This window comes from Streptomyces sp. NPDC031554 (assembly GCF_055580685.1).
Map to the genome: position 1 here is coordinate 244,250 of NZ_JBVIKX010000001.1, position 25,975 is coordinate 270,224.

A 25,975-nucleotide genomic window follows, 5' to 3' on the forward strand; every position below is an offset into this window, starting at 1 on the left:
ACCGCGCGGAAGGCGGGCCGTCTCTGCGTCGGGTTGCGGGGATCGGGAACTCGTGGGGTGCGGGCGGTGTATGACAAGGAGAGCCTGCCGCTGGACCGCCGCGTCGAAGGGACCGAGATCGTGCAACGTCGCGCAGTGACGGCCGTACTGGCCGCGAGTGTGCTCCTGCTGACGGCGGGCTGCTCCTCGGACGGCGGAGGGCCGCCGGGGGCCGCCCCGAGCCCGTCCGCGAGCCCCTCGGCCGCCGTCTCCCCGCCGGCCGCGGAGGAGACCCCGCCCGCGAAGGGCACGGTCGAGGTGGTGCGTACCGTCGCCGAGGGACTCGACACCCCCTGGGGTCTCGCGCCGCTCCCCGAGGGCGGCCTGCTGGTGGCCTCCCGCGACGAGGGGACGATCACCCTGGTCGACACGGAGAGCGGGAAGAAGACCGAGCTGGGCGAGGTGCCGGGCGTCTCGGCGGCCGGCGAGGGCGGCCTGCTCGGCATCGCGCTCTCCCCCGGCTACGCCTCGGACCGCATGGTCTACGCCTACTTCACCTCGGCCTCCGACAACCGCGTCGTGCGCATGCTGTACGACGCCGAGCGGCCCGCCGGCGAGCAGCTGGGCGCGCCGGACACGGTCTTCCGCGGCATCCCCAAGGGCATGATCCACAACGGCGGGCGCATCGCCTTCGGCCCGGACCGGATGCTGTACGTGGGCACCGGCGAGAGCGGACAGCAGGGTCTGTCCCAGGACAAGGAGTCGCTGGGCGGCAAGATCCTGCGGCTGACCCCGGAGGGCGAGCCGGCCGCGGGCAACCCCTTCCCCGACTCCCCCGTGTACTCGTACGGCCACCGCAACGTGCAGGGCCTCGCCTGGGACGCGAAGCAGCGCCTGTTCGCCGCCGAGTTCGGCCAGAACACCTGGGACGAGCTGAACGCGATCGTGCCGGGCGGCAACTACGGCTGGCCGGAGGCCGAGGGCAGGTCCGGCGACGCGAAGTACCGCGATCCGGTCGCGCAGTGGCACACCGACGAGGCCTCGCCCAGCGGGCTGGCCCACGCCGGGGGCTCGATGTGGCTGGCGGGTCTGCGGGGGCAGCGCCTGTGGCGCGTCCCGCTGAAGGGCACGGCGGCGTCGGCCGAGCCGCAGGCCTTCCTGGAGGGCGAGTACGGCAGGCTGCGGACCGTGGTGGCGGCGGGCGGCGACAAGCTGTGGGTGACGACCAGCAACACCGACGGCCGGGGCACGCCGAAGAAGGGCGACGACCGGATCCTGGAGCTGAAGGTGAGCTGAGGGCCCGTCCCCGCGCCCGGGGCCCCGCCCTCGGGCGCGGGGCTCTCACCGGGGCACGTCCCTCGGCCGCCGCCCGCCTCCCTCACCGGCGCACTCCCCCGGCCGGTGCACGCCTCCCCCGCGGGCGGATGCCTCACCCCGCGGGCGGTGTCCGCAGGGCGTCGGGCGGGAAGAGGTCCAGCCGGTGGGCCACCGCCGCGGCCTCGCCCCGTCCGGAGACGCCGAGCTTGGCCAGGATGTTGGAGACGTGCACGCTCGCCGTCTTCGGGGAGATGAAGAGTTCCTCGGCGATCTGCCGGTTGGTGCGGCCGGCCGAGACCAGGCGCAGGACGTCGCGCTCCCGGCCGGTGAGGCCGAGGGCTTCGACGGGGTCGGTGGTGGCCGGGGTCCGGCGGGGACCGGGTGCGAGGGGCAGCCGGGCGCGCTGGGCCAGCCGGGCGACGGCGTCACCGAGCGGACGGGCGCCGAGGCGGGCGGCGACGGCGTGGGCGAGGCGGAGCAGCTCGGCGGCGCGGTGGCGTTCGTCGTCGCCGCCCTCGGCCAGCAGGGCCTCGGCCAGGCGGTACCGGGTGCGGGCGAGGTCGTGGGGGCGCTCCATCGCCTCGAAGGCGGCGACCGCCGGCGCCCAGTCCCGCGGGCCGTCGCGGCCCTCGGCGCGCAGCAGTTCGGCGCGCAGCCAGAGTTCGTGGGCCTGCCAGACGGGGACGACGGCGACGATCTTCCTGGCGGCCGCCCGGACGCGTTCGAGGAGTGCGGCGCGGCCCGGTCCGGCGGCGGGCAGGCCGCGGGCGTCGCCCTCGACGGCTGCGGCGGTGACGAGCAGGGGCCAGGCGTACCGCTGGGCACCGGGCGGGAAGCCCTGGTCGAGGACGCGGGTGAGGTGGGCGCGGGCGTCGGGGAGGCGGCCCTCGACCGCGGCGTGGGCGAGGGTCAGGCGGACGAGGGGGAGGTCGTGCTGGGGTGCCCGGTCGTGGGCCCCGAAGTAATCGTGTGCCGCGGTCAGTTGACGTCTCGCTTCGGCGTGGTCGCCGCGGTACAGGGCGAGTTCGGCCCGCAGGCAGGCGTGGCCGCCCCTGATGCCCACGCCCTGGCCGATGCGGCCTACGGCGGCGCAGGCGCGGTCCGCCTCGTCCCAGCGGCCCAGTGACAGCAGGGACTCGGCGAGGTTGCACCAGACCCAGGCCTCCGTCTCGGACAGTCCGTGCCGTCGCGCGTGAGTGATGCCCTCCTCCAGGATCGGCAGGGCCTCGTCGGAGCGGCCGACCGCTTCGAGTTCGGAGGGGAGGTTGACGTAGGCGTTCAGCGCGACGGACGGGATGTCCTCCGCGAGGGCCTGGTCCTTGACGTCGTACAGCTCCGTGAGGCCGGGCTCGACGTGGCCGGCGTCGACCATGAGGACGCCGAGGATCTGGCGGGCGTCGAGTTCGATCTCGCGGACGCCGACCATGCGGGCGTACTCCACGGCGTGCTCGGCGGCGGCGTAGGCGTCGGGTCCGGGGGCGTGCAGCATGGTCCAGTTGGCGACGTGGGTGAGCACCTCGGCGTGCACCTCGCTGGGCGGCAGGCCGCGCAGCAGGTCCTGGGCGGCGGTCAGCTCCTCCCGGCCGCTGCCCCGGCCCAGCGAGCGCGTCAGCCGGGAGCGCTGCACCCAGAACCAGGCCGTGCGCAGCGGGTCGTCCTCGTCCTCCAGGAGCCGCAGCGCCCGCTTGGTGATCTTCAGGGCGCGTTCGCGTTCCCCGCACAGGCGGCCGGCGACGGCGGCCTCGGCCATGAGGTCGAGGTAGCGCAGCGGGGCGGTGGCCGGGTCGCAGCCGCAGGCGGGGTAGGCCTCGGCGTAGTCGAGGGGGCGCAGCCGGTGCCGTACGTCCTCGGGGGCGGCGTCCCAGAGTTCCATCGCGCGTTCCAGGAGCCGCAGTTGCTCGCTGTAGGCGTGGCGGGAGCGGGCGGTGACGGAGGCGTCGAGGACGGCGGGGAGGGCCTTGGCCGGGTCGTGGGCGTGGTACCAGTAGCTGGCCAGGCGGGTCGCGCGCTCGTCGGCGGGGACCAGCGTCGGGTCGGCCTCCAGGGCCTCGGCGTAGCGGCGGTTGAGGCGGGAGCGTTCGCCGGGCAGCAGGTCGTCGCCGACGGCCTCGCGGACCAGGGAGTGGCGGAAGCGGTAGCCGTCGCCGCCGGGTGCGGCGAGCAGGAGGTTGGCTCCGACGGCGGCGCGCAGGGCCTCGATGAGGTCGTCCTCGGTGAGCCGGGCGACGGCGGCGAGCAGCCGGTACTCGACGGTGGAGCCGCCCTCGGCGACGATCCGGGCGACCTTCTGGGCACGGTCGGGCAGTGCCTCGACGCGGACGAGGAGCAGGTCGCGCAGGGTGTCGGTGAGGCCGGTGGGGCAGCCCTCGTGGGCGGCGACGGCGAGTTCCTCGACGAAGAAGGCGTTGCCGTCGGAGCGCTCGAAGATGTCGTCGACCTGGGCGGGATCGGGTTCGGCGGCGAGGATGCCGGCGATCTGGCGGCCGACCTCCTCGCGGGTGAGGCGGGCGAGTTCGAGGCGGCGGACGGTGCGCAGCCGGTCGAGTTCGGCGAGCAGGGGGCGCAGCGGGTGGCGGCGGTGGATGTCGTCGGAGCGGTAGGTGGCGAGGACGACGAGGCGGCCGGTGCGCAGGGTGCGCAGCAGGTAGGAGAGGAGGTGGCGGGTGGAGGCGTCGGCCCAGTGCAGGTCCTCCAGGGCCACCACGACGGTGCGGCCGGCGGCGACGCGTTCCAGGAGGCGGGCGGTGAGTTCGAAGAGGCGGGCCACGCTCTCCTCGTCGTGCCGGCCCCCGCCGGTCTCCCCCATCTCGGGCAGCAGCCGGGCGAGTTCCCCCTCCTGGCCGGCCGCGGCGGCGGCCAGCTCGTCCGGCAGGGCCCGGCGCAGGGCGCGCAGCGCGGTGGAGAAGGGGGCGAAGGGCAGTCCGTCGGCGCCGATCTCGACACAGCCGCCGAGCGCGACGACGGCTCCCCGGCGGTCGGCGACGGTGGCGAACTCCTCGACGAGCCGGGTCTTGCCGACCCCGGCCTCGCCGCCGATCAGCAGGGCCTGCGGCTCCCCCGCGGCGGCGCGGTCGAGCGCGTCGTCGAGGGTGTCCAACTCGTCGGTGCGGCCGACGAAGACGGGGCTGACGGACCTGTTCTCCACGGGGGCGAGCATCGCACGGCGGTACGACGGCGGCCCAGTCGTTATCGCCGGCGTGGGCGTCGACGCGGGCGCGGTGGCCGGAGCCGGGCCGATGACCGGAGCCGGGCCGATCGCCGGAGCCGGGCGGATGACCGGAGCCGGGCCGATGGCCCGTGCCACCGGCCCGGTCGTGGGCGCGGGAGGGCGGCCGACCCCCGTGCGGCCGCCCCGCCCCGCCCCGGGGCTCACGTGGTGCGGACGGACCGCGGCCGACGGGGGCGGTGGGTATGCGGTTCGTTCTCGGGGGGTGCGGCGCGGACGGCCCGCTCCGCCTCCCGGCGGGCGGCGCGGCGGCCGCGGACGACGTCGCGGGCCAGCTGCTCCGCGGCGGCGCGGCGGAGGAGTTCGGCGGAGCGGGCCTGCTGGGGCTCGTACTCGTACACGGCGGATGTCCCCTTGAGGTCGGTGGAACCGGCGCCGCGCGCTGCGACGCCCTCGATGCCCCGACCTTCCTCGCCCAGGGGGGTCCGCCGCATCGGGAGAGTTCCGCATCTTCGGGGCCGTGCGGGGCCTCAGACGCGCGAAAGGGGCCCCGGGTACGGCCGTAAGGTGCTTACGGCCGTACCCGGAGCCCCTCGTGGACCGCGGCCGCTCAACCCGCGGACGGCAGTCCGAGCAGGGCGCCGGTGTACTTCAGGACGGCCAGGAGCAGGCCGATCACGCCCAGCGTGACACCCGCCCAGGCGACGGACTTGATCCAGGGGGCCTGCACCCTGCCGGGGGCGCCGAAGGCGGGCCGGGCCAGCACCACGACGCCGGTGACGAGCGCGGCCAGCGCGAACAGGCCGGCCCACAGGGCGGTGGTCTGCCAGGCGTCGCCGTAGACGGCCTGGATCTGCTGGGCGACGCTCGCGGTCGACGACGTCTCCAGCTGGCCGACCAAAGTCTCGCGCGCGGAGGCGACGGTCCCGATCCAGCCGCCGCTGAGCGACACCAGGCCCAGCGCGGCGGAGACGACGGCACCGGCGCCCAGGCCGACGGCCGGGCGGCTCTCCGCGGCGGCGTCGCCGTCCTCGCCGTCCTCGGCCTGCCGGCCCTCCTCACGGGTCCCGCCGTCGTCGGCGGCGTCCTCCGGGCCGGTGGCGTCGTCGGCGCCGTCCCGCGCCTCGTCGGCGGGCGCGGAGGCCGGCGCCGCACCGGCCTTCGCGTCCGTCCCGGCCTTCACGTCCGTCCCGGTGGCATCCACCGTCTCCTGGTCGCGCTTCGTCCCGGTGGCCCCGGTGCCCGTCCCGGCACCGGCTTCGTCAACTGTCCTGGTTCCCATGCACCGCACCGTACGGACGCTCTCTGAGAGGCTCCTTAATGATCGCTGTGGGCGGCACGCCCGCGCGCGGCACGCCACTCGTGGGCCAGGACGGACCACACCTCCAGGTCGTGGCGCACCCCGCGGTAGGGGTGGGCCTCGCGGTGCACGCCGTCGCGGGTGAATCCGAGCCGCCGGGCGACGGCGAGGCTGGGCACGTTGCCCGCGGCGGCGACCCACTCGACGCGGTGGATGCCGCGCTGCTCGACGGCGTGGTCGATGAGCACCCGCATGGCACGCGTGACGAGACCGCGCCCGGTCCCGGCGGGCTCGAGCCAGCAGCCGACCTCGCAGTTCGCCCGGGCGGCGTCGAAGTTCAGGAGGAGCACGCCGCCGACCAGCTCGCCCGCCAGCCAGATGCCGTGCAGCGAACCGGTGTCGGCGGCGCGCATGTCGGCGTACCGCTGGAGGACCTCGCGCGCTCCGGGTACGTCGGTGGCCGTGGCGGCGAACGGGATGTACTGGTTGATGAACTCCCGTCCGCGCTCCAGGTGCGTCAGGAACTCCTCGTCGTGCCAGGGCTCCAGGGGGCGCAGTTCGGCCCCGTCACCCAGTGGTGTCACGTACATCCGGCTGCCGCTCCCTCTCCCGTTCCGCCACGACCTCGGTGAGCCTCTCATGGGCGGCCCGGGACTCGGGAGGTTCGATGCTGATCCGCGGCAGCCTCCGGTCGAGCCAGCGGGGCAGCCACCAGTTCGCGCCGCCGAGCAGGTGCATCAGCGCGGGCACGAGGAGGGTGCGCAGGACGAACGCGTCGAGGGCGACGGCGGCGGCCAGCGCGATGCCGAACATGGCGATCACCCGGTCGCCGCTGAGGACGAAGGCGAGGAAGACGGAGATCATGATGACCGCGGCCGAGTTGATCACCCGGCTGGTCTCGGCGAGCCCCACGCGCACCGCCCGCCGGTTGTCGCCGGTCTCCAGCCACTCCTCGTACATCCGGCTGACCAGGAAGACCTGGTAGTCCATGGAGAGTCCGAAGAGGACCGAGACCATGATCACGGGGAGGAAGGGCTCGATCGGCCCGGCCCGGCCCAGGCCCAGCGCCTCGCTCCCCCAGCCCCACTGGAAGACCATGACGACGACCCCGAAGGCGGCGGCGACGGCGGCCACGTTCATCACGGCGGCCTTGACCGGGATGCCGAGGGAGCGGAAGGCGAGCAGGAGCAGCAGGCAGCCGAGGGCGACGACGGCGCCGACGAACAGCGGCAGCTTGCCGACGATGACCTCGGCGAAGTCGTCGTAGCCGGCGGTCACCCCGCCCACCTGCACGTCGAGGGAGGTGCCGGCCTCGGCCCGCGGCAGCACCTCGCCGCGCAGCAGGTCGACGAGCTCGCTGGTCCGTGCCGACTGCGGCGCGGACTCCGGTACGACGGTGAGGTACGCGGTGTCCCCGCCCGCGCCGTAGGTCACCGGGGCCACCGCGGCCACGCCCTCGGTGCCGCGCAGGGTGGCGTCGAGGTTGTCCAGGGCGAGCCGGTCCTCGGCGCCGCCGACGCGGGTGACCAGGGTCAGCGGGCCGTTGACGCCGGGGCCGAAGCCCTCGGAGAGGAGGTCGTAGGCCTGGCGGGTGGTGGTGGACTCGGGGCGGTTCCCCTGGTCGGAGGTGCCGAGGCGGAGGGAGGACGCGGGCAGGGCGAGGCCGGCGATCACGGTGAGGGCCAGCGCCCCGAGCAGCTTGGGCCGGCGTTCCACGAAGGCCGACCAGCGGGCGGCGAAGCCGGCCGGCAACTCGGGTCCGGGCCCGTGGACGGCGAGGCGGCGCCGTTCGCGGCGGCTGAGGGCGCGCGGGCCGATGAAGGACAGCAGGGCGGGCAGCAGGGTGACGGAGGCGACGACCGTCAGGACCACGGTCAGGGAGGCGGCGATCGCCACGCCGTCGAGGAAGTCCAGGCGCAGGATCAGCATGCCGAGCAGCGCGATGCACACGGTCGCACCCGCGAAGACGACGGCCCGTCCGGTGGTGGCGACGGCGTTCACAGCTGCCTCGGCGACCGGTAGTCCGCGCTTGAGGCCGCGCCGGTGCCGGGTGACGATGAACAGCGCGTAGTCGATGCCGACGCCGAGGCCGACGAGCATGCCCAGCATGGGCGCGAAGTCGGCGACGGTCATGGCGTGCCCCAGCAGCACGATCCCCGCGTAGGCGGTGCCGACGCCGACCAGGGCGGTGGCGATGGGCAGCAGCGAGGCGGCGAGCGAGCCGAAGGCGAGGAACAGCACGACGGCGGCGACGGCCACGCCGACGACCTCGGCGAGGTGCCCGCCGGAGGACTCGGTGAGCGCGACGGCGCTGCCGCCCAGCTCCACCCGGAGCCCGTCCGTCCGCGCGGCCGCGGCGGCCTCGACGACGGCCCGCGCCTCGCCTTGGTCGATGTTCTCGGCGCTGTCCTCGAAGGTGACGGTGGCGTACGCCGTGCGGCCGTCGCCGCTGATCCGGTCGGCGCCCCGGTCGTCGTAGGGGCCGACGACGGAGGCGACGCCGGGGAGGTCCGCGATGCCCGCCAGGGTGCGGGTCATGGTCTGTTCGACGGCGGCGGCGCGGACGGTGCCCGCGTCGGTGTGCCAGACGACGGTGTCGCCGTCACCGCCGAGGCCGGGGAAACCCTCCGTGAGCAGCCGGGCGGCCCGGCCGGACTCGGTGCCGGGGACGTCGTAGTCGTTGGAGTACGACGATCCCGCGGTCACGGCGGCGCCGGCCGTCCCGCCGAGGGCGAGGAGCCAGAGCAGGACCGCGGCGAGGCGATGCCGGACACACCATTGCGCAAGGGCTGCCACGAAACGTGCTCCCGGAGACGGAGGGGGTCTTTGGCCGGGAACATCCGCACACGAAAGGAACAGCCCGCAAAGAACGCATGAGCAAACTGCCGCCACTCTTGCAGGCACAGATGATCATTTGTCTGTTTAGTGGTCTTCTTCACAGCGCCGCGGGGAAGACCGCGGGACGGCGACGGCGCGTTCCGTCGGCGTGCGCGCCGTCCGGGGAGGCCGGGACGGCCGGGCCGGTCCCGCGCCCCGTCAGTCCGACTGGTCCCCGACGGCCATCACCATCACGCCGACGATCAGCAGCCACAGCGCGCGCCGGGTGCGGCCGCGGGAGCCCAGCAGCGCGGCGAGCGCGCACACGACGGCGCCCAGGGCGTAGGCGGCGGGCACCAGGGCCGGGGCGGAGCCGGTGAGGCGCAGGAGGGCGGCGGCGCATCCGGCGAGGGTGAGCAGGGCGCCGGTGCCGGCCGCCGTCCAGCGGGCCCGCCGGGCGTCCTCGTCGTCGTCACCGGCGTCGTCACCGGCGTCGTCCTCGTCGTCGTCCTCGTCGTCGTCACCGGCGTCGTGCTCCCCGGCGTCCTCGTCACGGCGCTCCCCGGTGCCGGGGCCGTCCGCGCCGGTGCCCGCGGCGGCCGGGCCGCGGGGAGGCACGTCGTCCGTGCCGCTCGTCCTGTGCGTGTCGTCCGTACTGTCCGTGCCGTCCGTGTCGTGCGCCTCGGTCGCGTCGGTCCGTATGCCGTCCTGGGTGTCGGAGTCGGTACGTGCCCTCATGGCGGGCGAGCGTAGCGCCTCGGTTCCGGAGACGGAGAAGGGGGATGCGCCCAGGTCGGCGCATCCCCCCGGGGACCGGGCTGCGGGCTCAGCCCTCGCTGACGCCCAGCTTCTCCAGGATCAGCTCCTTGACGCGGGCCGCGTCGGCCTGGCCGCGCGTGGCCTTCATGACCGCACCGACCAGGGCACCGGCCGCGGCCACCTTGCCGCCGCGGATCTTGTCGGCGACGCCCGGGTTGCCGGCGATGGCCTCGTCGACGGCCGTGCCGAGCGCCGAGTCGTCGGAGACGACCTTCAGCCCGCGCTTGTCGACGACCTCGTCCGGGGTGCCCTCGCCCGCGAGGACGCCCTCGATGACCTGACGGGCCAGCTTGTCGTTCAGGTCGCCCTTGCTCACCAGTTCGGTGACGCGGGCGACCTGCTCGGGCGTGATGGCCAGTTCGTCCAGTGCCTTGCCGGACTCGTTGGCGCTGCGCGCCAGTTCGCCCATCCACCACTTGCGGGCGGAGGCGGCGTCGGCACCGGCGTCGATGGTGGCGACGATCAGGTCCAGCGCACCGGCGTTGAGGATGGCCTGCATGTCCGTGGCCGAGATGCCCCACTCCGCCACCAGGCGGTTGCGGCGGACCAGCGGCAGTTCGGGCAGGGCGGCGCGGATCTCCTCGACCCACGCGCGCGAGGGGGCCACCGGCACCAGGTCCGGCTCCGGGAAGTACCGGTAGTCCTCGGCCTCCTCCTTCACGCGGCCCGAGGTCGTCGACCCGGTGTCCTCGTGGAAGTGCCGGGTCTCCTGGATGATCGTCCCGCCGTCGTTCAGCACGGCGGCGTGCCGCTGGATCTCGAAGCGGGCCGCGCGCTCCACGGACCGCAGCGAGTTGACGTTCTTCGTCTCCGAACGGGTGCCGAACTTCTCGGTGCCGTGCGGGCGCAGCGACAGGTTCACGTCGCAGCGCATCTGGCCCATCTCCATGCGGGCCTCGGAGACGCCGAGCGCCTTGATGACCTCGCGCAGCTCACGGACGTAGGCCTTGGCGACCTCGGGGGCGCGCTCCCCGGCGCCCTCGATCGGCTTGGTGACGATCTCGATGAGCGGGATGCCGGCGCGGTTGTAGTCCAGCAGGGAGTGCGACGCGCCGTGGATGCGGCCGGTCGCGCCGCCCACGTGGGTCGACTTGCCGGTGTCCTCCTCCATGTGGGCGCGCTCGATCTCCACCCGGAAGGTCTCGCCGTCCTCCAGCTGGACGTCGAGGTAGCCGTTGAAGGCGATCGGCTCGTCGTACTGGGAGGTCTGGAAGTTCTTCGGCATGTCCGGATAGAAGTAGTTCTTCCGGGCGAAACGGCACCACTCGGCGATCTCGCAGTTCAGCGCGAGACCGATCCTGATCGCGGACTCGACGCCGGTCGCGTTGACGACGGGGAGCGCGCCGGGCATGCCGAGGCAGACCGGGCAGGTCTGCGAGTTGGGCTCGGCACCCAGCTCGGTCGAACAGCCGCAGAACATCTTGGTCTTGGTGCCGAGTTCGACATGGACCTCGAGGCCCATGACGGGGTCGTACGACGCCAGCGCGTCCTCGTACGACACGAGGTCGGTCGTGGTCACAGGAAGTGCAACTCCTTCAGTGCGGAGGTCAGCTCGGCGCACCACTGCTGGTACGCGGGAAGGGCTTGAAGACGGTCGAGGTCGATGCGCTGTCCGAGCAGTTCGGCGAGCAGGTGGGTGTCGTGCCCGGGGAGGACGTCGGCCAGCAGGGCCTTGGGGTCGGCCACCCGCTCCACCTGCGCGCCCGAGGGCTCACCGGCCCAGGGCAACGCGGCCGGTACGGCACCGGGCAGCGAGCGCAGCAGCCGGGTGTCGACGAGCAGCCATGCCTCCGTCTCTCGCACGGGGACGATTCCGACGATACGACAGTCGGAGGGCGGGGAGACGTCCCGGCGAAGCTTGCCGATCTTGCCCCTCTCACGGTGGTCGTTGTGGACCAGCAGCAGGTCGCAGGTGGTGGCCAGGTCCTGGGCCTCGGCGCACAGCCGGGGGTGCGCGGTGCGCGCGGTACCGACGGCGCTGGACTGCACCGTGTCCGCCACGTCGAACGGCACCGGCGCCGACGCGGCCAGCCGGGTCAGCTGGCGCACCGCCAGCGCGGAGAGGAACATCTCGTCCTCGGGGCCCTCGGCGAGCAGCCCCATGGTCAGGTAACGGGTCACGCGCCGCTCGCCACCGCGCTCTCCAGGTACCGGCGGGCCTCCCTGGCCGGCACGTAGGTTCCGCGCGGACCGGATTCGGCGAGGGACCGCACCCGGCTGTGCCGGGAGGGTGTGCCGCCCCCGCCGACGCGGCTGACGGTGTCCACGAAGAACACGTCCGAGGGGTGGTCGTCGTACACGGCGGACAGCACCACCGGGGAGTGGGTGGTGACGATCAACTGCTGGGTGCGGCCGTCGCCGGTGCAGCGCCGCAGGCGGTGGACGAGTTCCCGGACCAGGGCCGGGTGCAGGCCGTTCTCCACGTCCTCGATCATCAGGGTGGAGCAGCGGTTGAAGCGGTCGGAGCCGCGTCCCCGGGACGTCGTGTGCCGGTGCGGGTCCACGAGACCGGCGTGGGCGGCGGTCAGCAGGGCCAGTACGTGCAGGGTGCCGTAGGAAGCGAGCCGGACCGGCACTGCCGGAGCGTCCCGGTACACCAGGTCCAGTTCCCACACGCCGCTGTCCGGATCGGGCGTGGGCCGCAGGTCGACCAGGCCCGGGAGTACGGCGGCGGCATCGGCGCGCAGCAGGAGCTCCCGGTGGCGGTCACGGTCCGGGTCGGTGAACAGACGGCCCAGGACGGCCGCGAGGTTGTGCGCGTCGGGGGCGAGCTGTCGATCGTCCACCAGGTCGGCGGGGGTACGCATCCGCGCGGGTTCGGGGACCAGCCAGCGCCAGCGGCCGCCGGGCAGGTTGTGGAAGAGGCTGGGGCCGCGGCGGGCGCTCTCGGCGATCTCCCGGCGCTGGACGGGGGTGAGTTCCCAGTCGGCCGGGGCGTCGGGCAGCAGGGTGATCCGGCCCATGACGCCCGGGGAGCGTCGATCGCCCAGTTCGGCGCGGAGCTCGAGGCGCAGATGACTCAGCCCCTCGCGGTGGGACTGAAGGAAGCACAGGGCCAGCCGGAAGCGGCCGGCAGTGGAGCCGTCGCCGACCCGGTGGAAGAGGTCGAGCACCCGGCCCCGGCGCTCGTCCCCCGGTCGCAGATCGGTGAAGAAGAACAGCGAGTCCTCGTCGCCGCCCCAGGTTCCCTCCGCCGCGTCCCGGCTGATCTGGGCCACGAGGTCGACCGCCTCCAGCAGGTTGGTCTTGCCGGAGCCGTTGGGGCCGACCAGGACGGTGAAGGGCGAGAGGTCGAACGCGGCGTCGCGGAAGGACCGGAACCCTTCGATCTCCATACGGGTGATCACCGTGTGCGCGCCTTCCTCTCTCCTCGTGTCCCGTGCTGCTTGTCGTGTCCGCCGAGTGGGCGGGATGTGGGGGCCGGGGCCGGACCGGAGTCCGGCCCCGACGGGGGCCTCAGCCCAGCAGGACGTCGTCGTCGCCCAGCCGCTTCAGCTCGCGGTAGAGAATGGCCAGGTTGGTGACGACCGCCGCGCCGGTCACGACGGCGTCCAGCAGCCGCAGCGTGTCGCTGTCGGTGCGGGCCTTCCTGATCTGCTTGACGACGCCGATCGCGCCGAAGGCCGACGTGGCCATCGAGACGTAGAGACCGGACTTGGACTTCTTGAAGCCCTTGGCCTTGGACAGTGTCTTGCTCACAGCGACGGAGCCTCCTCGAGCAGCGGGTGGCCCCACTTTTCCACGAAGGCGGCCTCGACGGCGGCGCCGACCTTGTACAGCCTGTCGTCCTTCAGCGCCGGGGCGATGATCTGGAGGCCGACGGGGAGGTTGTCCTCGGGAGCGAGACCGCAGGGCAGCGACATGGCCGCGTTGCCCGCCAGGTTGGTGGGGATGGTGCACAGGTCGGCCAGGTACATCGCCATCGGGTCGTCGGCGCGCTCGCCGATCGGGAAGGCGGTGGTGGGCGTGGTCGGCGAGACGATCACGTCGACCTGCTCGAAGGCCTTCTCGAAGTCGCGCGTGATGAGCGTGCGGACCTTCTGGGCGGAGCCGTAGTAGGCGTCGTAGTAGCCGCTCGACAGGGCGTACGTGCCGAGCATGATGCGGCGCTTGACCTCGGGGCCGAAGCCCGCCTCACGGGTGAGGGAGGTCACGTCCTCGGCGGAGCGCGTGCCGTCGTCGCCGGTGCGGACGCCGTAGCGCAGGCCGTCGAAGCGGGCGAGGTTGGAGGAGCACTCCGAGGGCGCGATCAGGTAGTACGCCGACAGCGCCAGGTCGAAGGACGGGCAGTCCAGCTCGACGATCTCGGCGCCCAGTTCCTTCAGCAGCGCGACGGACTCCTCGAACCGCTGGATGACGCCGGCCTGGTAGCCCTCGCCGCGGAACTGCTTGACGACGCCGACGCGCATGCCCGCCACGCTGCCGTTGCGGGCGGCCTCGACGACCGGCGGGACGGGCGCGTCGATCGACGTCGAGTCCAGCGGGTCGTGCCCGGCGATCACCTCGTGCAGCAGGGCCGCGTCCAGGACCGTGCGGGCGCAGGGGCCGCCCTGGTCGAGGGAGGAGGAGAAGGCGACCATGCCGTAGCGGGACACCGCGCCGTACGTCGGCTTCACGCCGACCGTGCCGGTGACGGCGGCCGGCTGGCGGATGGAGCCGCCGGTGTCGGTGCCGATGGCGAGGGGGGCCTCGTAGGAGGCGAGGGCGGCGGAGGAACCGCCGCCGGAGCCGCCGGGGATGCGGGTGAGGTCCCAGGGGTTGCCGGTGGGGCCGAAGGCGCTGTTCTCCGTCGAGGACCCCATGGCGAACTCGTCCATGTTGGTCTTGCCGAGGATGACGACGTCGGCGGCCTTCAGCCGCTTGGTGAGCGTCGCGTCGTACGGCGGGATCCAGCCCTCGAGGATCTTCGAGCCGACGGTCGTCGGGATGCCCTCGGTGGTGAAGATGTCCTTGAGTGCCAGCGGGACGCCGGCGAGCGGGCCGAGCTTCTCGCCGCGGGCCCGCTTCTCGTCGACGGCACGGGCCTGGGCGAGGGCGCCCTCGCGGTCGACGTGCAGGAAGGCGTGCACCTTCTCGTCGACGGCCTCGATGCGGGCCAGGTGGGCCTCGGTGACCTCGACGGCCGTGAGGTCGCCGGAGGCGATCCTCGCGGCGATCTCGGCCGCGGTGAGCTTGATGCAGTGTTCGATGTTCTTGACCGTCATTGCGGTTAGTCCTCCCCCAGGATCTGCGGCACCTTGAAACGCTGCTGCTCCTGGGCCGGGGCGCCGGAGAGCGCCTGCTCGGGGGTGAGCGACGGACGGACCTCGTCCGCGCGCATGACGTTCGTCAGCGGGAGCGGGTGCGAGGTCGGCGGTACGTCTTGGTCGGCGACCTCGCTGACGCGGGCGACCGCGCCGATGATGTCGTCCAGCTGTCCCGCGAAGTGATCGAGCTCTTCGGGCTTCAGCTCCAGACGCGCCAGCCGGGCGAGGTGGGCGACCTCCTCGCGCGTGATGCCAGGCATGCAGCGTTCCTCTGGGGTGAGTGAGTGTGCTTTGGGGTCCAATCCTATGGGGCGGCGGCGCGTCCCCGTGAAACGGTCGGCCGGGCGGCCCTCTTCGCGCCCCTGCCGCGGCACCCCGCGCGGTCCCGTCGCGGTCCCGTCGCGGTCCCCTTCACGGCGGGCACCGCGGGCCGGTCACGGCGGGCGCCGCGGGCCCCGCCGCGGGGGAACGGTCCGCGCGCGGGTGCCGGACGGCGCGGAGGCCCTCGGGTCCGGCGCCCCCCGCGGGTGCTCCGCGGGCGGGCGCGCCGCGCCGCCGGGCCTCCGCACCCTCTTCACCCTCTTCATCCTCTCCGTCCTCTCCGTTCTCTTCCCGCGCGTCAGACGGCGAACAGCAGACCGGCGCTGATCAGCACGACCACGGCCGTGGCGAAGTGGACCCCGAAGGCCACGGCCCTCGTTCCGCCGTGCCGCAGCACGATCACCGTGTCGGCGAACGGGATGATCGCCGCGCACAGCATGAACCAGGCCTCGGCGCGGGCGCCGACGAAGACCAGCAGGGCGAGCCCGAGAACGCCGAGGGTGCCGTCGCGCAGGCCCTTGACGGTGAGGTAGGCGCCGGCGTCGCCGCCGGGTTCGGCCGGGACGCCGTAACCGGCGGCGGAGGCCCGGGGCTGGAGCAGGAAGCGGGCCCCGATGAACAGGATGAACAGGTCGAGCACGACGGCCAGGGTGTGGGCGGTGACGGTCATGACGGATCTCCTCCCGTTTTGCTAGCGGCGCTAGCAACTGGAGCGAAGCTAGCAGAGCGTCGCAAGAATGGCTAGCGCTGCTAGAATCCAGAGCATGTCGATCCAGACGCGCCGGGAGCGCGAACGAGCGGAGCGCGAACGGCTGATCGTCACGGCCGCGCGCGAACTGGCGGAGGCCGAGGGCTGGGACGCGGTCACCACCCGTCGGCTCGCGGCCGAGATCGAGTACAGCCAGCCGGTCCTCTACAGCCACTTCAAGGGCAAGGACGCGATCATGGCGGCGGTCGCGGTGGAGGGCTGCGCGGAGCTGGCGCGGGACATGCGGGCGGCGCGGTCGGGCGTCACCGGCGCCCGGGAGTCGCTCGCGGCCGTCGGAACGGCGTACACCGACTTCGCGCGCCGGCGTCCCGCGCTCTACGACGCGATGTTCACGCACGCGGTCGGGCTCCCGTTCGCCACCCCCGAGGCCCCGGCGGCGCTGCAGGAGGCCTTCGGCGAACTGCTGGCGGCCGTGAGCCCGGTGGCGGCCCCCGGCGAGGAGCCCGCGCTCCTGACGGAGACCTACTGGGCCGGCCTCCACGGCCTCACCACGCTGATGCGCAGCGGCCGTCTCCCGGAGGCGGCCCACGAGCGGCGGCTCCGGCTGCTGATCGACCACTTCGCGGCGGGCACGGACTGAGACCCCGGCCGGGTGCACCGGCCGCGGCCGGAGGCCCGGATGCGGCCGACGGGACGCGTGTCCGGGACGCGGCCGCGCGGGACACCACCGGGGCTCGGCGGAACGGGACGTGACACGGGCGCGAGCGGGCCGACGGCCGGGCCGGAGAGCCGACGGGGAGACGCCACCACCGGGGAGGGGAATCCCTCGACCAGCCTGACCGACAGGCGGGCGAGGCTCCCCGGACCGGCGCACCCGAACCGCCGCGCGAGGACGCCGACGGCGAGGGACCGCTACCGGGGAGGGCCGTCCCCGCCCGGCCGGACGGGTGGCGGGATCACTCCTCGGAGGCCGCGGGCAACGCCGCCGCCGCGGGCCGCTGCCAGCCCCGCGTCCCGCGGGCGCGCAGCCACGCCGTGGTCTCCTCCGGGGGCATCGCCGCCGCGACCAGCCAGCCCTGCACGGCGTCGCAGCCGAGGTCGCGCAGCCGCTCCCACGTCTCGTCGTCCTCGACGCCCTCCGCGACCACGAGCAGCCCGAGGGAATGCGCGAGGTCGACCGTGCAGCGCACGATCTCCGCGTCCTCGGTGTCCACCGCCAGCCGGGCCACGAAGGACCGGTCGATCTTCAGCTCGCTCACCGGCAGGCGCCGCAGGTGGACCAGCGAGGAGTAGCCGGTGCCGAAGTCGTCGAGGGACATCTTCACGCCGTGTCCGGTGAGCGCGTTGAGGGTGTCGGCGGCGCGCTGGGGGTCCTCCAGGAGGACGTGCTCCGTGATCTCGAGCTGGAGCGCCGCCGCGGGCACCCCGTACCGGGCGAGCCGCGCCGCGACGGAGCCGGCGAATCCGGGGATGTGCACGTCGCGCGGGGAGACGTTGACCGCGACGGGCACGTGCAGGCCCTCGGCCCGCCACCGGGCGACCTGGGCGAGGGCCGTGTCCAGCACGTACTCGGTGAGGTGGGGCATCAGTCCGGAGGACTCGGCGATCGCGATGAACTCGTCCGGCGGTACCTTCCCCCGCTCGGGGTGGACCCACCGCACCAGCGCCTCGAGCCCGGCGACCTGTCCGTCGAAGCGGACCTTGGGCTGGTAGTGGAGCTGGACCTCGTGCGCGTCGAGCGCGCGGCGCAGATCGCCCAGCAGACCGAGCCGGTCGGGCGTGTTGGAGTCGCGCTTGGACTCGTAGACCTCGACGCCCGTACGGTCGCGCTTGGCCTGGTACATCGCCACGTCGGCCCGCCGCAGCAGCCCTTCGGCGTCGAGTGCGTGGTCGGGGAAGACGGCGACCCCGGCGCTGGCCTCCAGGACGAGGGTGAGCCCGTCGAGGTCGAGCGGTGAGCCGAGGCCGGCGACGAGTCCGCGGGCGACGCGGGTCGCGGAGGTCGTGGAGTCGGCCACGGGCAGTAAGACGGCGAACTCGTCGCCGCCGAGCCGGGCGACCTCGGCCCCGCGCGGGAGGGCCAGCCGGAGCCGGTCGGCTATCTGCAGCAGCAGCCGGTCCCCGGCGAGATGGCCGAGGGTGTCGTTGACCGACCGGAACCGGTCGAGGTCGATCAGCATGAGCGCCGCGCGGGCGCCGATCCGTTCGGCGTCGTCGAGGGCGGTCCAGATCCGCTCCCCGAGCCACTGCCGGTTGGGCAGCCCGGTGAGCGGGTCGCGCAACTGCTCCTCGGCGCGGGCGCGGGCCATCCACAGCGTGGAGTCGAGGGCGATGAGCGGGATGGCGAACAACGGCAGCAGGACCGGTTCGGCCACGGCGACGACGCACACCAGCGGGGCGATGCCCAGCAGGGCGACGGCCACCAGGCCCTGTCTGAGCAGGGCCGTGCGGGCGACGGTGGGCAGACTGCCGCCGCGGGGGTTGTGCAGGTACCAGAGCAGGACGCGGGTGACGGCGAGGTAGGCGACGGCGACCAGCACCACCTGGGGCGCGGTGTAGAGCGTCCAGGTGTCGGGGGTCCAGGGCCGCTCCACGGACGGCACCGGCCCGCACACGGCGAGCAGCAGCGCGCCCGTGCCGATGCCGAGGATGTCCACCGCGCCGTGGAGCACTCCCTGCCGCCAGCGGTGGCGGCGGGCTATGCCGACCAGGACGACGACGGTGAGGCTGACCAGTCCGGCGGGCAGCCAGCCGTAGAGCAGCAGGACGGCGAGGGTGAGGGCGGCTCCGGAACCGGTGCCGCCCCACCAGCGGGCCCGGCCGAGCAGGACGAGGTGGCCGACGACGATGCCGGTCAGCACGGCCAGCGACCAGCCGACGGTGCCGGACGGGAACAGCGCGTGGCTGGAGGTGAAGGCCCGGTAGAAGGCGGCGCCGAGGGCGAACCCGGCGGCCGCGACGACGGCCGCCGGGAGCGCGGGCCAGGGCAGGTGCCGTTCCCCGCCGGGGCCGTACGGTCCGAAGGCGTCGGTGCCGGGCGGGAACGGGGCGAGGGCGCGCTGGTCCGTCCGGGTGAGCGGGTCGCCGGCGCGGGCCGGGCCGCCCGGGGGCCGCTCTGACCACGCCACCCACCGGCTGCCCCACCAGGCGTCGGTGACCCGGCGCCGGGGCAGCCCAGTGTCCGGGGCGGCGCTCTCGGTCGGTTCCATTCCCGTCCCTCTCACAGCCGTCGGTGCCCACGCGACGCGGTCCGCCGCCCGACGGCCTTGCGCGGGCGCCGCGTTGGAGGACCCTTGCCCCCGCTCGCCAGGAGCGGGGGGACGCCCCGGCCGTGGCGGGGGCACGGCGGGCGCACTTCTCAACAGTAGGCCGCGGAAGGCTTTCACGGGCAGCGGTCGCCGACGGTTGCCCGAATGCGCCCCCGGCACCCGTAAGCGTCTGGTATGCGCCGATCGGGTGGCCTTCGGCCGCCGGTCCTCACGTCCCGTCGGCCGGCAGGGCGGCCTCGGCAGCCGCCTCCGGCCCCTGTTCGAGCAGGACCGTGAAGCCGTCCTCGTCCAGCACCGGAACCTTGAGCTGCACCGCCTTGTCGTACTTCGATCCGGGGCTGTCGCCCACGACGACGAACGAGGTCTTCTTCGACACCGATCCGGTCACCTTCGCCCCGCGGCTCTGGAGGGCGTCCTTGGCGCCGTCCCGGGTGAAGTGCTCCAGGGTGCCGGTGACCACGACGGTGAGGCCCTCCAGCGGACGCGGCCCCTCGTCCTCGCCGGAACCCTCCTCCTCCATGCGGACGCCGGCGGCCTTCCACTTGCGGAGGATCTCGCGGTGCCAGTCCTCGGCGAACCACTCCTTGAGGGAGGCCGCGATGATCGGGCCCACGCCGTCGGTGCCGGCCAGCTCCTCCTCGGTCGCCTGTTCGATGCGGTCGACGGAGCGGAACTCGCGGGCCAGCGCCTCGGCCGCGACCGGACCCACGTGCCGGATGGACAAGCCGGTGAGGAGCCGGGCCAGCGGCCGCTCCCTGGCGGCCGCGATGGTCTCCAGCATGGCGAGCGCGTTCTTCTTCGGCTCGCCCTGCTGGTTGGCGAAGACGGTGGCGATCTTCTCCTCACCCGTCTTCGGGTCCCGCTTGGGCAGACCGCTGTCCTGGTCGAGGACGTACGCCTTGATCGGCAGCAGCTGCTCGATGGTGAGGTCGAACAGGTCGCCCTCGTCGGTGAGCGGCGGCTCCGCCGGCTCCAGCGGCTTGGTGAGGGCCGCGGCGGCGACGTACCCGAAGTGGTCGATGTCCAGGGCCTTGCGGCCCGCGAGGTAGAAGAGCCGTTCGCGCAACTGGGCGGGGCACGTGCGGGCGTTGGGGCACCGCAGGTCGACGTCGGCCTCCTTCATCGGCCGCAGCGGGGTGCCGCACTCGGGGCACTCGGACGGCATGACGAACGCGCGCTCGCTGCCGTCCCGCAGGTCGGCGACCGGTCCGAGGATCTCCGGGATGACGTCACCGGCCTTGCGCAGCACCACGGTGTCGCCGATGAGGACACCCTTGGCCTTGACGACGTCCTGGTTGTGCAGGGTCGCGAACTCGACCTCGGAACCGGCCACGGTCACCGGCTCGACCTGCGCGTACGGCGTGACGCGGCCGGTACGGCCCACGCCCACGCGGATGTTGAGGAGTTTGGTGTTGACCTCCTCCGGCGCGTACTTGTAGGCGATCGCCCAGCGCGGCGCGCGGGCCGTGGAGCCGAGCCGTCCCTGGAGTCGGATCTCGTCGAGCTTGACGACGACACCGTCGATCTCGTGCTCCACGGAGTGCCGGTTCTCGCCGTAGTACGCGATGAACTCCCGTACGCCGTCGAGGCCGTCGACCACCTTGTTGTGCCGGGAGGTGGGCAGGCCCCAGGACTTGAGGAGGTCGTAGGCCCCGGAGAGGCGGGCGAGGCCCTCGTACCCCTCCAGGGCGCCGATGCCGTGGACCACCATGTGCAGGGGGCGGCCCGCGGTGACGCGCGGGTCCTTCTGGCGCAGGGAACCGGCCGCCGCGTTGCGCGGGTTGGCGAAGGGCTTGTCGCCGGCCGCGACCAGACGGGCGTTCAGCTCCTCGAACTTCTCCATCGGGAAGTAGACCTCGCCGCGGATCTCGACGAGGGAGGGGACGCCGTCGCCGGTCAGCCGGTCGGGGATGTCCGCGATGGTGCGCACGTTGGGCGTGATGTCCTCGCCCGTGCGGCCGTCGCCGCGGGTGGCCGCGCGGGTGAGCCGGCCGTTCTCGTACGTCAGGTTGACGGCGAGGCCGTCGACCTTCAGCTCACACAGAAAATGGTACGCGGAGGCGCCGACGTCCTTGTGGACGCGCTCGGCCCAGGCGGCCAGCTCCAGGTCGTCGAAGGCGTTGTCCAGCGAGAGCATCCGCTCGCGGTGCTGGACGGCGGTGAACTCCGTCTCGTACGCGCCGGCGACCTTCTGGGTGGGCGAGTCGGGGGTGCGCAGCCCGGGGTGCTCCTCCTCCAGCGCCTCCAGGGAGCGCAGCAGGCGGTCGAACTCCGCGTCGCTGACGACGGGGGCGTCCTTCACGTAGTACCGGAAGCGGTGCTCCTCGATCTGCTCGGCGAGCTGCGCGTGCTTCTCCCGTGCCTGCGTGGGCACCGTCGTCTCCGCTTGCCTGTCCCCGGCCACCGTGTCGTCCTCCCGTTACTCTGGGTTGTCCGCGAGGGATCTCGCCGCCCGGACGCAGTGGGCGAGTGCCTGCCGCGCGTACGCGGGGGAGGCCCCCGCGAGGCCGCACGCCGGAGTGACCGTCACGGCCTCCGCGAGGAGGTCCGGTCGCAGCCCCAGCCTGCGCCACAGCGTCCTGACACCCATGACGCTACCGGCAGGGTCCGACAACGCGGCATCCGTGCCCGGGACGACACCGGCGAACAGCCGGGTGCCCGCCTCCACCGCCTCGCCGATCTGCTCGTCGTCACGTTCGGTGAGGAGCGAGAAGTCGAACGAGACGGCCGTCGCGCCGGCCCTGCGCAGCAGGGCGAACGGGACGTCGGGCGCGCACGAGTGCACCACGACGGGGCCGCCGCCGTGCACCCCGACGGTCTCGCGGAGCGTGGCCTCGACGACCTGGCGGTCCACGGCGCGGTAGGTGCGGTAGCCGCTGGCGGACCGGACGCGGCCGCGCAGCACGGCGGTGAGGGAGGGCTCGTCGAGCTGGAGGACGACCTGGGCGCCCGGGACCCGGCGCCCGACCTCGGCGAGGTGCAGGCGCAGGCCCTCCGCGAGGGAGGCGGCGAGGTCGCGGCAGGCACCGGGGTCGGAGAGGGCGGCCTCGCCGCCCCGCAGCTCCAGGGCGGCGGCGAGGCTCCACGGGCCGACGGCCTGCACCTTCAGCTGTCCCTCGAAGCCCTGGGTGGCCTCCTCCAGGGCGTCGAGGTCCTCCCGCAGCCAGGACACGGCCCGCCGGGTGTCCCGGCCGGGGCGGTCGCCGAGGCGCCAGCCGCTGGGCTCCACGCGCGCGTACAGCTCGACGAGCATCCCGGCGGTGCGGCCGATCATGTCGGCGCCGGGGCCCCTGCCGGGCAGTTCGGCGAGGAAGGGGAAGTCCTCGAAGGACCCGGTGACCGTCCTGGCGGCCTCCCTGGCGTCACCGCCGGGCATCGAACCGATCCCCGTCGCGGGCCCGAACCTGAAGTGTGCGTTCACGGAGGGAAGCCTACGTACTCCGGGGACGCCCCCACGCATCCCGTGGCGGGGAGGGCCCGCCACGCCCTCCCGCTACCGGCCCGGACGCACCGTCAGGTCGTTGACCTCCGCGTCCCGCGGCAGGTCGACCGCCATGAGGATCGTCGTCGCGACCGACTCGGGGTCGATCCACTCGCCGGGGTCGTACGCCTTCCCCTCCTGCTGGTGGACCTTGGCCTGCATGGGGCTGGCCGTACGGCCCGGGTACACGGAGGTCACCCGCACCCCGTTGCCGTGCTCCTCCGCGCGCAGGGAGTCCGCCAGCGCCTTCAGCCCGTGCTTGGAGGCGGCGTAGGCCGACCAGTCGGCGCTCGCCCGCAGCCCCGCCCCGGAGTTGACGAACACCACGTGCCCGCGGGCCGCCCGCAGCTGGGGCAGGAAGTGCCGGGTCAGTTCGGCGGGGGCGACGAGGTTGACGTTGAGCTGGTGGCGCCACGCCTTCGGGGTCAGCTCGCCGACCGGCCCGAGGTCGACCACCCCGGCGACGTGCAGCAGCGAGTCCACCCGCTCCGGCAGCGACTGGTGGGAGAAGGCCCAGCTGAGTCTGTCGGGGTCCGCGAGGTCACCGACCAGGGTCCGCGCGCCGGGGAAGTCCGCCGCGAGTTCCTTCGCCCGTCCCGCGTCCCGCGCGTGCAGCACGAGGTCGTCCCCGCGCGCGTGGAGCCGGCGGGCGACGGCCGCGCCGATGCCGGAGCCCGCCCCGGTGATCACATGAGTAGCCATGCCCGCCATGCTCGCACCACCGCCGGTCCGGCGGTCACCGCAGGTCCGGCGGTCCGGGCGGTGCCGCGGCGGTTCAGGAGATGCCCCGGCTCTCCTCGAGGTGGGCGAGCGCCCCGACCGGCTCCTCCGCGAAGAACACCAGGTCGGTGAGGGGCCGGGGCAGGAATCCCTCGGCCTCCATGCGCCGGAACTGCTCCTTGAGGCCGTCGTAGAAGCCGGCGGTGTTCAGCAGGACGACGGGCATGTCGGTGTGGCCGTGCTTCTTCAGCTCCAGGATCTCGGTGGCCTCGTCCAGCGTCCCGGTCCCGCCGACCATGATCACCACCGCGTCGGCCTTCTCCAGGAGCAGCCGCTTCCGCTCGGCCAGGTCCCTCGCGATCACCATCTCGTCGGCGCCGGGCCGGGCCCTGGCCGCGAGGAAGTCCACGGAGACCCCGCAGAGCCGCCCGCCCGCCTCCTGCACGCCGTCGGCGACCACCTTCATCAGCCCGACGTCGGAGCCGCCCCACACGAGGGTGTGCCCGCCCTTGCCGAGCAGTTCGGCGAATTCGCGGGCGGGCCCGGTGTAGCGGTCGTCGAGGTCGGCGGCGGAGAGGAAGACACAGATGCGCATGCCGCCACGGTACGCGGGAACAACCGGGGACCCGCGCGCGCTGTCCTCGTCATGGCCGACGGACACACGATCACGATCGAGCGGGGCACCCGGCACGTGCGGGTCGTCCACGGGGACCAGGTGCTGGCCGAGACGGACCGGCCCCTGATCCTCAGGGAGACCGGCTGCCCGGTGCGCTACTACCTTCCCCCCGAGGACGTGCGCCTGGACCTCCTCACCCCTTCCGACACCCACACCCACTGCCCGTTCAAGGGCACGGCGTCCTACTGGTCGCTGCCGGACGCGCCCGACCTCGTGTGGGCGTATCCCGACCCGAAACCGGACGTCGAACAGATCAAGGACCACCTGTGCTTCTACGAAGCGGAGGTGTCGTAGACCGATAACTCCCGTGTCCTGGGGCAGTCTGCACAGGCATGGACAAGAAGACCCTTTCCCGTGACGGCACCTCCCTCGCGTACGACCGCGCCGGGCGGGGCCCCGCGGTCATCCTGGTGAGCGGGGCGATGTCGGCGGGCGGCACGGTGGCGCCCCTGGCCAAGCTCCTCGCCCGGCAGCACACCGCCTACTGGTACGACCGCCGGGGCCGCGGCGAGAGCGGCGACACGGCGCCGTACGCGGTGGAACGCGAGGTCGAGGACCTGGCGGCGCTGATCGAGGCGGCGGGCGGGGAGGCGGCCCTGTACGGCGTCTCCTCGGGCGGCGCGCTGGCCCTGGAGGCGGCGGCCGCCGGGCTGCCGGTGAGCCGGGTGGCGGTGTACGAGGTGCCGTTCGCGGACTTCTCCGAGGGCGGCGCCGGGGAACGCGCCGCCTACACCCGGGATCTGACGGAGGCGCTGGAGCAGGACCGCCGCGGGGACGCGGTGGCCCTGTTCCTGCGCCTGACGGGCCTGGCGGAGGAGATGATCCAGGGCGCCCGCCAGTCCCCGATGTGGCCCGCCATGGAGGCCATCGCCCCCACCCTGGCCTACGACGACGCCGTCCTGCGCGACGGCCTGGTCCCCCGCGAACGGCTGGCCTCGATCACCGTCCCCGTCCTGTCCCTGGCCGGCTCGGCCAGCCCGGACTGGCTGCGCCGAGCCGCCGAGACGATCGCGGAGGCCGTGCCCGAGGGCACCTGTCGCACCCTGCCGGACCAGACCCACATGGTGGACCCGAACGTGCTGGCGCCTGTGCTGGCGGAGTTCTTCGCGCAGTAGGCCGCGTGCCGGTGCCCGTCGTGGGCATCGGCACACCCTCCTCACCGACCCGTCTGCTCTGCACTCAGCCGTGGCGCTCCGTTCTTGCAGGAACCATCCCCGCGGGTGCGGGGAGCAGGTGGCAGTGTCGTGGTCGTTGTTCCACACGTAGGGACCATCTCCGCGGGTGCGGGGAGCAGGACGCCACGGCCGAGCGCCTCCAGGTCGACGGGGGACCATCCCCGCGGGTGCGGGGAGCAACAGCTGGCCGAGGCCCAGATGCTGGCCCGCACGGGACCATCCCCGCGGGTGCGGGGAGCAGTTCCGCAGTCGCCGGATCTGCCAGGAACCCGTGGGACCATCCCCGCGGGTGCGGGGAGCAGATCGCTCGGTATCCGCGCTTTTTGTCGGCGTCGGGACCATCCCCGCGGGTGCGGGGAGCAGGCGACACCGTGAACTGGGGCCGGGCCGCCGAGGGGACCATCCCCGCGGGTGCGGGGAGCAGTCCTTGATGCCCATGCGGCCCTTGGACGAGCCGGGACCATCCCCGCGGGTGCGGGGAGCAGGGGGCCCGCGGGCAAGACCGTGCGCATCCACCGGGACCATCCCCGCGGGTGCGGGGAGCAGGCCGCCACTACGGCGTTCCAGGCCGACGGTCCGGGACCATCCCCGCGGGTGCGGGGAGCAGTTGTGGGTGGGTCCGCCCCCGGCCCATATGGCGGGACCATCCCCGCGGGTGCGGGGAGCAGGTGGACTTGCCCTGTTGCGCGTCCCCCACGAGGGGACCATCCCCGCGGGTGCGGGGAGCAGAGCGTCGCGGACGGGGTGGAGGCTTCCGGGGTGGGACCATCCCCGCGGGTGCGGGGAGCAGGCCCCCGCGTGGGACGCCGCCTCGGCGGCTCAGGGACCATCCCCGCGGGTGCGGGGAGCAGCACAAAGGCATATGGTGCATATCCGGCGTCACGGGACCATCCCCGCGGGTGCGGGGAGCAGGGATCCTCGCTGGGTGGACCGTGGGCGGGAAGGGGACCATCCCCGCGGGTGCGGGGAGCAGGTCGGGT

The 25,975-nt window shown here is 73.9% G+C and carries 22 protein-coding genes and 1 CRISPR repeat array (1 of these 23 only partly in view); of the genes, 4 read left to right on the forward strand and 18 right to left on the reverse strand.

The features are described from left to right. Positions 1 to 135 precede the first annotated feature (135 nt). Positions 136 to 1,275, forward strand: coding sequence for a PQQ-dependent sugar dehydrogenase (locus ACZ5FU_RS01050; protein WP_468646233.1), 1,140 nt, complete (start codon positions 136 to 138; stop codon positions 1,273 to 1,275). 133 nt (positions 1,276 to 1,408) lie between these two features. On the opposite strand, the gene ACZ5FU_RS01055 is transcribed toward ACZ5FU_RS01050, so the two are convergent. The 13 genes from ACZ5FU_RS01055 to ACZ5FU_RS01115 form a co-directional block, all read right to left on the reverse strand. Continuing rightward, the gene (locus tag ACZ5FU_RS01055) at positions 1,409 to 4,453 is read right to left on the reverse strand and encodes a helix-turn-helix transcriptional regulator (protein ID WP_468646195.1); all 3,045 of its coding nucleotides are present in this window, start codon (positions 4,451 to 4,453) and stop codon (positions 1,409 to 1,411) included. Between the two features lie 212 nt (positions 4,454 to 4,665). Further along, a complete protein-coding gene (locus ACZ5FU_RS01060) occupies positions 4,666 to 4,956 on the reverse strand; it encodes a hypothetical protein (RefSeq protein ID WP_469044059.1) in 291 nt (96 codons plus the stop codon). A 116-nt stretch (positions 4,957 to 5,072) separates the two neighbouring features. Continuing rightward, positions 5,073 to 5,744 carry a hypothetical protein gene (locus ACZ5FU_RS01065; RefSeq protein ID WP_469044061.1) on the reverse strand — a complete coding sequence of 224 codons (672 nt, stop codon included), beginning with the start codon at positions 5,742 to 5,744 and terminating at the stop codon, positions 5,073 to 5,075. Between the two features lie 35 nt (positions 5,745 to 5,779). After that, positions 5,780 to 6,352, reverse strand: coding sequence for a GNAT family N-acetyltransferase (locus ACZ5FU_RS01070; RefSeq protein WP_451526220.1), 573 nt, complete (start codon positions 6,350 to 6,352; stop codon positions 5,780 to 5,782). Further along, on the reverse strand, positions 6,330 to 8,558 hold the full coding sequence (locus ACZ5FU_RS01075; protein ID WP_469044063.1) for an MMPL family transporter: 2,229 nt from the start codon (positions 8,556 to 8,558) through the stop codon (positions 6,330 to 6,332). Before ACZ5FU_RS01075 ends, ACZ5FU_RS01070 begins: the two co-directional genes overlap by 23 nt. 240 nt (positions 8,559 to 8,798) lie before the next feature. Continuing rightward, positions 8,799 to 9,197, reverse strand: coding sequence for a hypothetical protein (locus ACZ5FU_RS01080; RefSeq protein ID WP_469044711.1), 399 nt, complete (start codon positions 9,195 to 9,197; stop codon positions 8,799 to 8,801). 208 nt (positions 9,198 to 9,405) lie between these two features. Next, the gene (gatB, locus tag ACZ5FU_RS01085) at positions 9,406 to 10,917 is read right to left on the reverse strand and encodes an Asp-tRNA(Asn)/Glu-tRNA(Gln) amidotransferase subunit GatB (RefSeq protein WP_451526217.1); all 1,512 of its coding nucleotides are present in this window, start codon (positions 10,915 to 10,917) and stop codon (positions 9,406 to 9,408) included. After that, positions 10,914 to 11,519 carry a DUF4276 family protein gene (locus ACZ5FU_RS01090; RefSeq protein WP_469044064.1) on the reverse strand — a complete coding sequence of 202 codons (606 nt, stop codon included), beginning with the start codon at positions 11,517 to 11,519 and terminating at the stop codon, positions 10,914 to 10,916. Before ACZ5FU_RS01090 ends, gatB begins: the two co-directional genes overlap by 4 nt. Then, positions 11,516 to 12,745, reverse strand: a complete 1,230-nt coding sequence (locus ACZ5FU_RS01095; RefSeq protein ID WP_451526215.1) for an AAA family ATPase — start codon at positions 12,743 to 12,745, stop codon at positions 11,516 to 11,518. The genes ACZ5FU_RS01090 and ACZ5FU_RS01095 overlap by 4 nt, the downstream gene beginning before the upstream one ends. A 109-nt stretch (positions 12,746 to 12,854) precedes the next feature. After that, positions 12,855 to 13,097 (reverse strand): hypothetical protein, encoded by a 243-nt coding sequence (locus ACZ5FU_RS01100; RefSeq protein ID WP_382793859.1) that lies wholly within the window; start codon positions 13,095 to 13,097, stop codon positions 12,855 to 12,857. Then, positions 13,094 to 14,602: an Asp-tRNA(Asn)/Glu-tRNA(Gln) amidotransferase subunit GatA gene (gene gatA, locus ACZ5FU_RS01105; RefSeq protein ID WP_469044066.1), complete on the reverse strand. Its 1,509-nt coding sequence runs from the start codon at positions 14,600 to 14,602 to the stop codon at positions 13,094 to 13,096. Before gatA ends, ACZ5FU_RS01100 begins: the two co-directional genes overlap by 4 nt. Before the next feature lie 5 nt (positions 14,603 to 14,607). Next, positions 14,608 to 14,904, reverse strand: a complete 297-nt coding sequence (gene gatC / locus ACZ5FU_RS01110; RefSeq protein WP_018531282.1) for an Asp-tRNA(Asn)/Glu-tRNA(Gln) amidotransferase subunit GatC — start codon at positions 14,902 to 14,904, stop codon at positions 14,608 to 14,610. Positions 14,905 to 15,263: 359 nt separating this feature from the next. After that, a complete protein-coding gene (locus ACZ5FU_RS01115; protein WP_451526213.1) occupies positions 15,264 to 15,635 on the reverse strand; it encodes a DUF4267 domain-containing protein in 372 nt (123 codons plus the stop codon). Positions 15,636 to 15,729: 94 nt separating this feature from the next. On the opposite strand from ACZ5FU_RS01115, the gene ACZ5FU_RS01120 reads away from it, so the two are divergent. Further along, a complete protein-coding gene (locus tag ACZ5FU_RS01120; protein ID WP_451526212.1) occupies positions 15,730 to 16,314 on the forward strand; it encodes a TetR/AcrR family transcriptional regulator in 585 nt (194 codons plus the stop codon). 316 nt (positions 16,315 to 16,630) lie between these two features. On the opposite strand, the gene ACZ5FU_RS01125 is transcribed toward ACZ5FU_RS01120, so the two are convergent. The 5 genes from ACZ5FU_RS01125 to ACZ5FU_RS01145 form a co-directional block, all read right to left on the reverse strand. After that, positions 16,631 to 18,883 carry a putative bifunctional diguanylate cyclase/phosphodiesterase gene (locus ACZ5FU_RS01125; RefSeq protein WP_469044067.1) on the reverse strand — a complete coding sequence of 751 codons (2,253 nt, stop codon included), beginning with the start codon at positions 18,881 to 18,883 and terminating at the stop codon, positions 16,631 to 16,633. A 268-nt stretch (positions 18,884 to 19,151) separates the two neighbouring features. Beyond that, complete coding sequence (ligA, locus tag ACZ5FU_RS01130) at positions 19,152 to 21,347, reverse strand: NAD-dependent DNA ligase LigA (protein ID WP_451526210.1); 2,196 nt, start codon at positions 21,345 to 21,347, stop codon at positions 19,152 to 19,154. A 15-nt stretch (positions 21,348 to 21,362) separates the two neighbouring features. After that, on the reverse strand, positions 21,363 to 22,403 hold the full coding sequence (locus ACZ5FU_RS01135; protein ID WP_451526209.1) for a methionine synthase: 1,041 nt from the start codon (positions 22,401 to 22,403) through the stop codon (positions 21,363 to 21,365). 33 nt (positions 22,404 to 22,436) lie between these two features. After that, positions 22,437 to 23,135, reverse strand: coding sequence for an SDR family oxidoreductase (locus ACZ5FU_RS01140; RefSeq protein ID WP_451526208.1), 699 nt, complete (start codon positions 23,133 to 23,135; stop codon positions 22,437 to 22,439). Between the two features lie 64 nt (positions 23,136 to 23,199). Beyond that, positions 23,200 to 23,739 (reverse strand): LOG family protein, encoded by a 540-nt coding sequence (locus ACZ5FU_RS01145; protein WP_451526207.1) that lies wholly within the window; start codon positions 23,737 to 23,739, stop codon positions 23,200 to 23,202. A 51-nt stretch (positions 23,740 to 23,790) separates the two neighbouring features. On the opposite strand from ACZ5FU_RS01145, the gene ACZ5FU_RS01150 reads away from it, so the two are divergent. Both ACZ5FU_RS01150 and ACZ5FU_RS01155 read left to right on the forward strand, forming a co-directional pair. After that, positions 23,791 to 24,114, forward strand: coding sequence for a DUF427 domain-containing protein (locus ACZ5FU_RS01150; protein ID WP_451526206.1), 324 nt, complete (start codon positions 23,791 to 23,793; stop codon positions 24,112 to 24,114). Positions 24,115 to 24,152: 38 nt separating this feature from the next. Further along, a complete protein-coding gene (locus ACZ5FU_RS01155; protein WP_469044069.1) occupies positions 24,153 to 24,935 on the forward strand; it encodes an alpha/beta fold hydrolase in 783 nt (260 codons plus the stop codon). Between the two features lie 89 nt (positions 24,936 to 25,024). Continuing rightward, positions 25,025 to 25,975: direct repeats of the CRISPR family, unit length 29 nt; unit sequence GGGACCATCCCCGCGGGTGCGGGGAGCAG (it continues 2,314 nt past the right edge of the window).

What these genes read in the sequence shown, in the direction of transcription:
- ACZ5FU_RS01055 (WP_468646195.1), bottom strand. Translation starts at nt 4,453, where the DNA reads ATGCTCGCCCCCGTGGAGAACAGGTCCGTCAGCCCCGTCTTCGTCGGC.
- ACZ5FU_RS01060 (WP_469044059.1), bottom strand. Translation starts at nt 4,956, where the DNA reads ATGCGGCGGACCCCCCTGGGCGAGGAAGGTCGGGGCATCGAGGGCGTC.
- ACZ5FU_RS01065 (WP_469044061.1), bottom strand. Translation starts at nt 5,744, where the DNA reads ATGGGAACCAGGACAGTTGACGAAGCCGGTGCCGGGACGGGCACCGGG.
- ACZ5FU_RS01070 (WP_451526220.1), bottom strand. Translation starts at nt 6,352, where the DNA reads ATGTACGTGACACCACTGGGTGACGGGGCCGAACTGCGCCCCCTGGAG.
- gatA (WP_469044066.1), bottom strand. Translation starts at nt 14,602, where the DNA reads ATGACGGTCAAGAACATCGAACACTGCATCAAGCTCACCGCGGCCGAG.
- gatC (WP_018531282.1), bottom strand. Translation starts at nt 14,904, where the DNA reads ATGCCTGGCATCACGCGCGAGGAGGTCGCCCACCTCGCCCGGCTGGCG.
- ACZ5FU_RS01115 (WP_451526213.1), bottom strand. Translation starts at nt 15,635, where the DNA reads ATGACCGTCACCGCCCACACCCTGGCCGTCGTGCTCGACCTGTTCATC.
- ACZ5FU_RS01120 (WP_451526212.1), top strand. Translation starts at nt 15,730, where the DNA reads ATGTCGATCCAGACGCGCCGGGAGCGCGAACGAGCGGAGCGCGAACGG.
- ACZ5FU_RS01125 (WP_469044067.1), bottom strand. Translation starts at nt 18,883, where the DNA reads ATGGAACCGACCGAGAGCGCCGCCCCGGACACTGGGCTGCCCCGGCGC.
- ACZ5FU_RS01135 (WP_451526209.1), bottom strand. Translation starts at nt 22,403, where the DNA reads ATGCGTGGGGGCGTCCCCGGAGTACGTAGGCTTCCCTCCGTGAACGCA.
- ACZ5FU_RS01140 (WP_451526208.1), bottom strand. Translation starts at nt 23,135, where the DNA reads ATGGCGGGCATGGCTACTCATGTGATCACCGGGGCGGGCTCCGGCATC.
- ACZ5FU_RS01145 (WP_451526207.1), bottom strand. Translation starts at nt 23,739, where the DNA reads ATGCGCATCTGTGTCTTCCTCTCCGCCGCCGACCTCGACGACCGCTAC.
- ACZ5FU_RS01150 (WP_451526206.1), top strand. Translation starts at nt 23,791, where the DNA reads ATGGCCGACGGACACACGATCACGATCGAGCGGGGCACCCGGCACGTG.
- ACZ5FU_RS01155 (WP_469044069.1), top strand. Translation starts at nt 24,153, where the DNA reads ATGGACAAGAAGACCCTTTCCCGTGACGGCACCTCCCTCGCGTACGAC.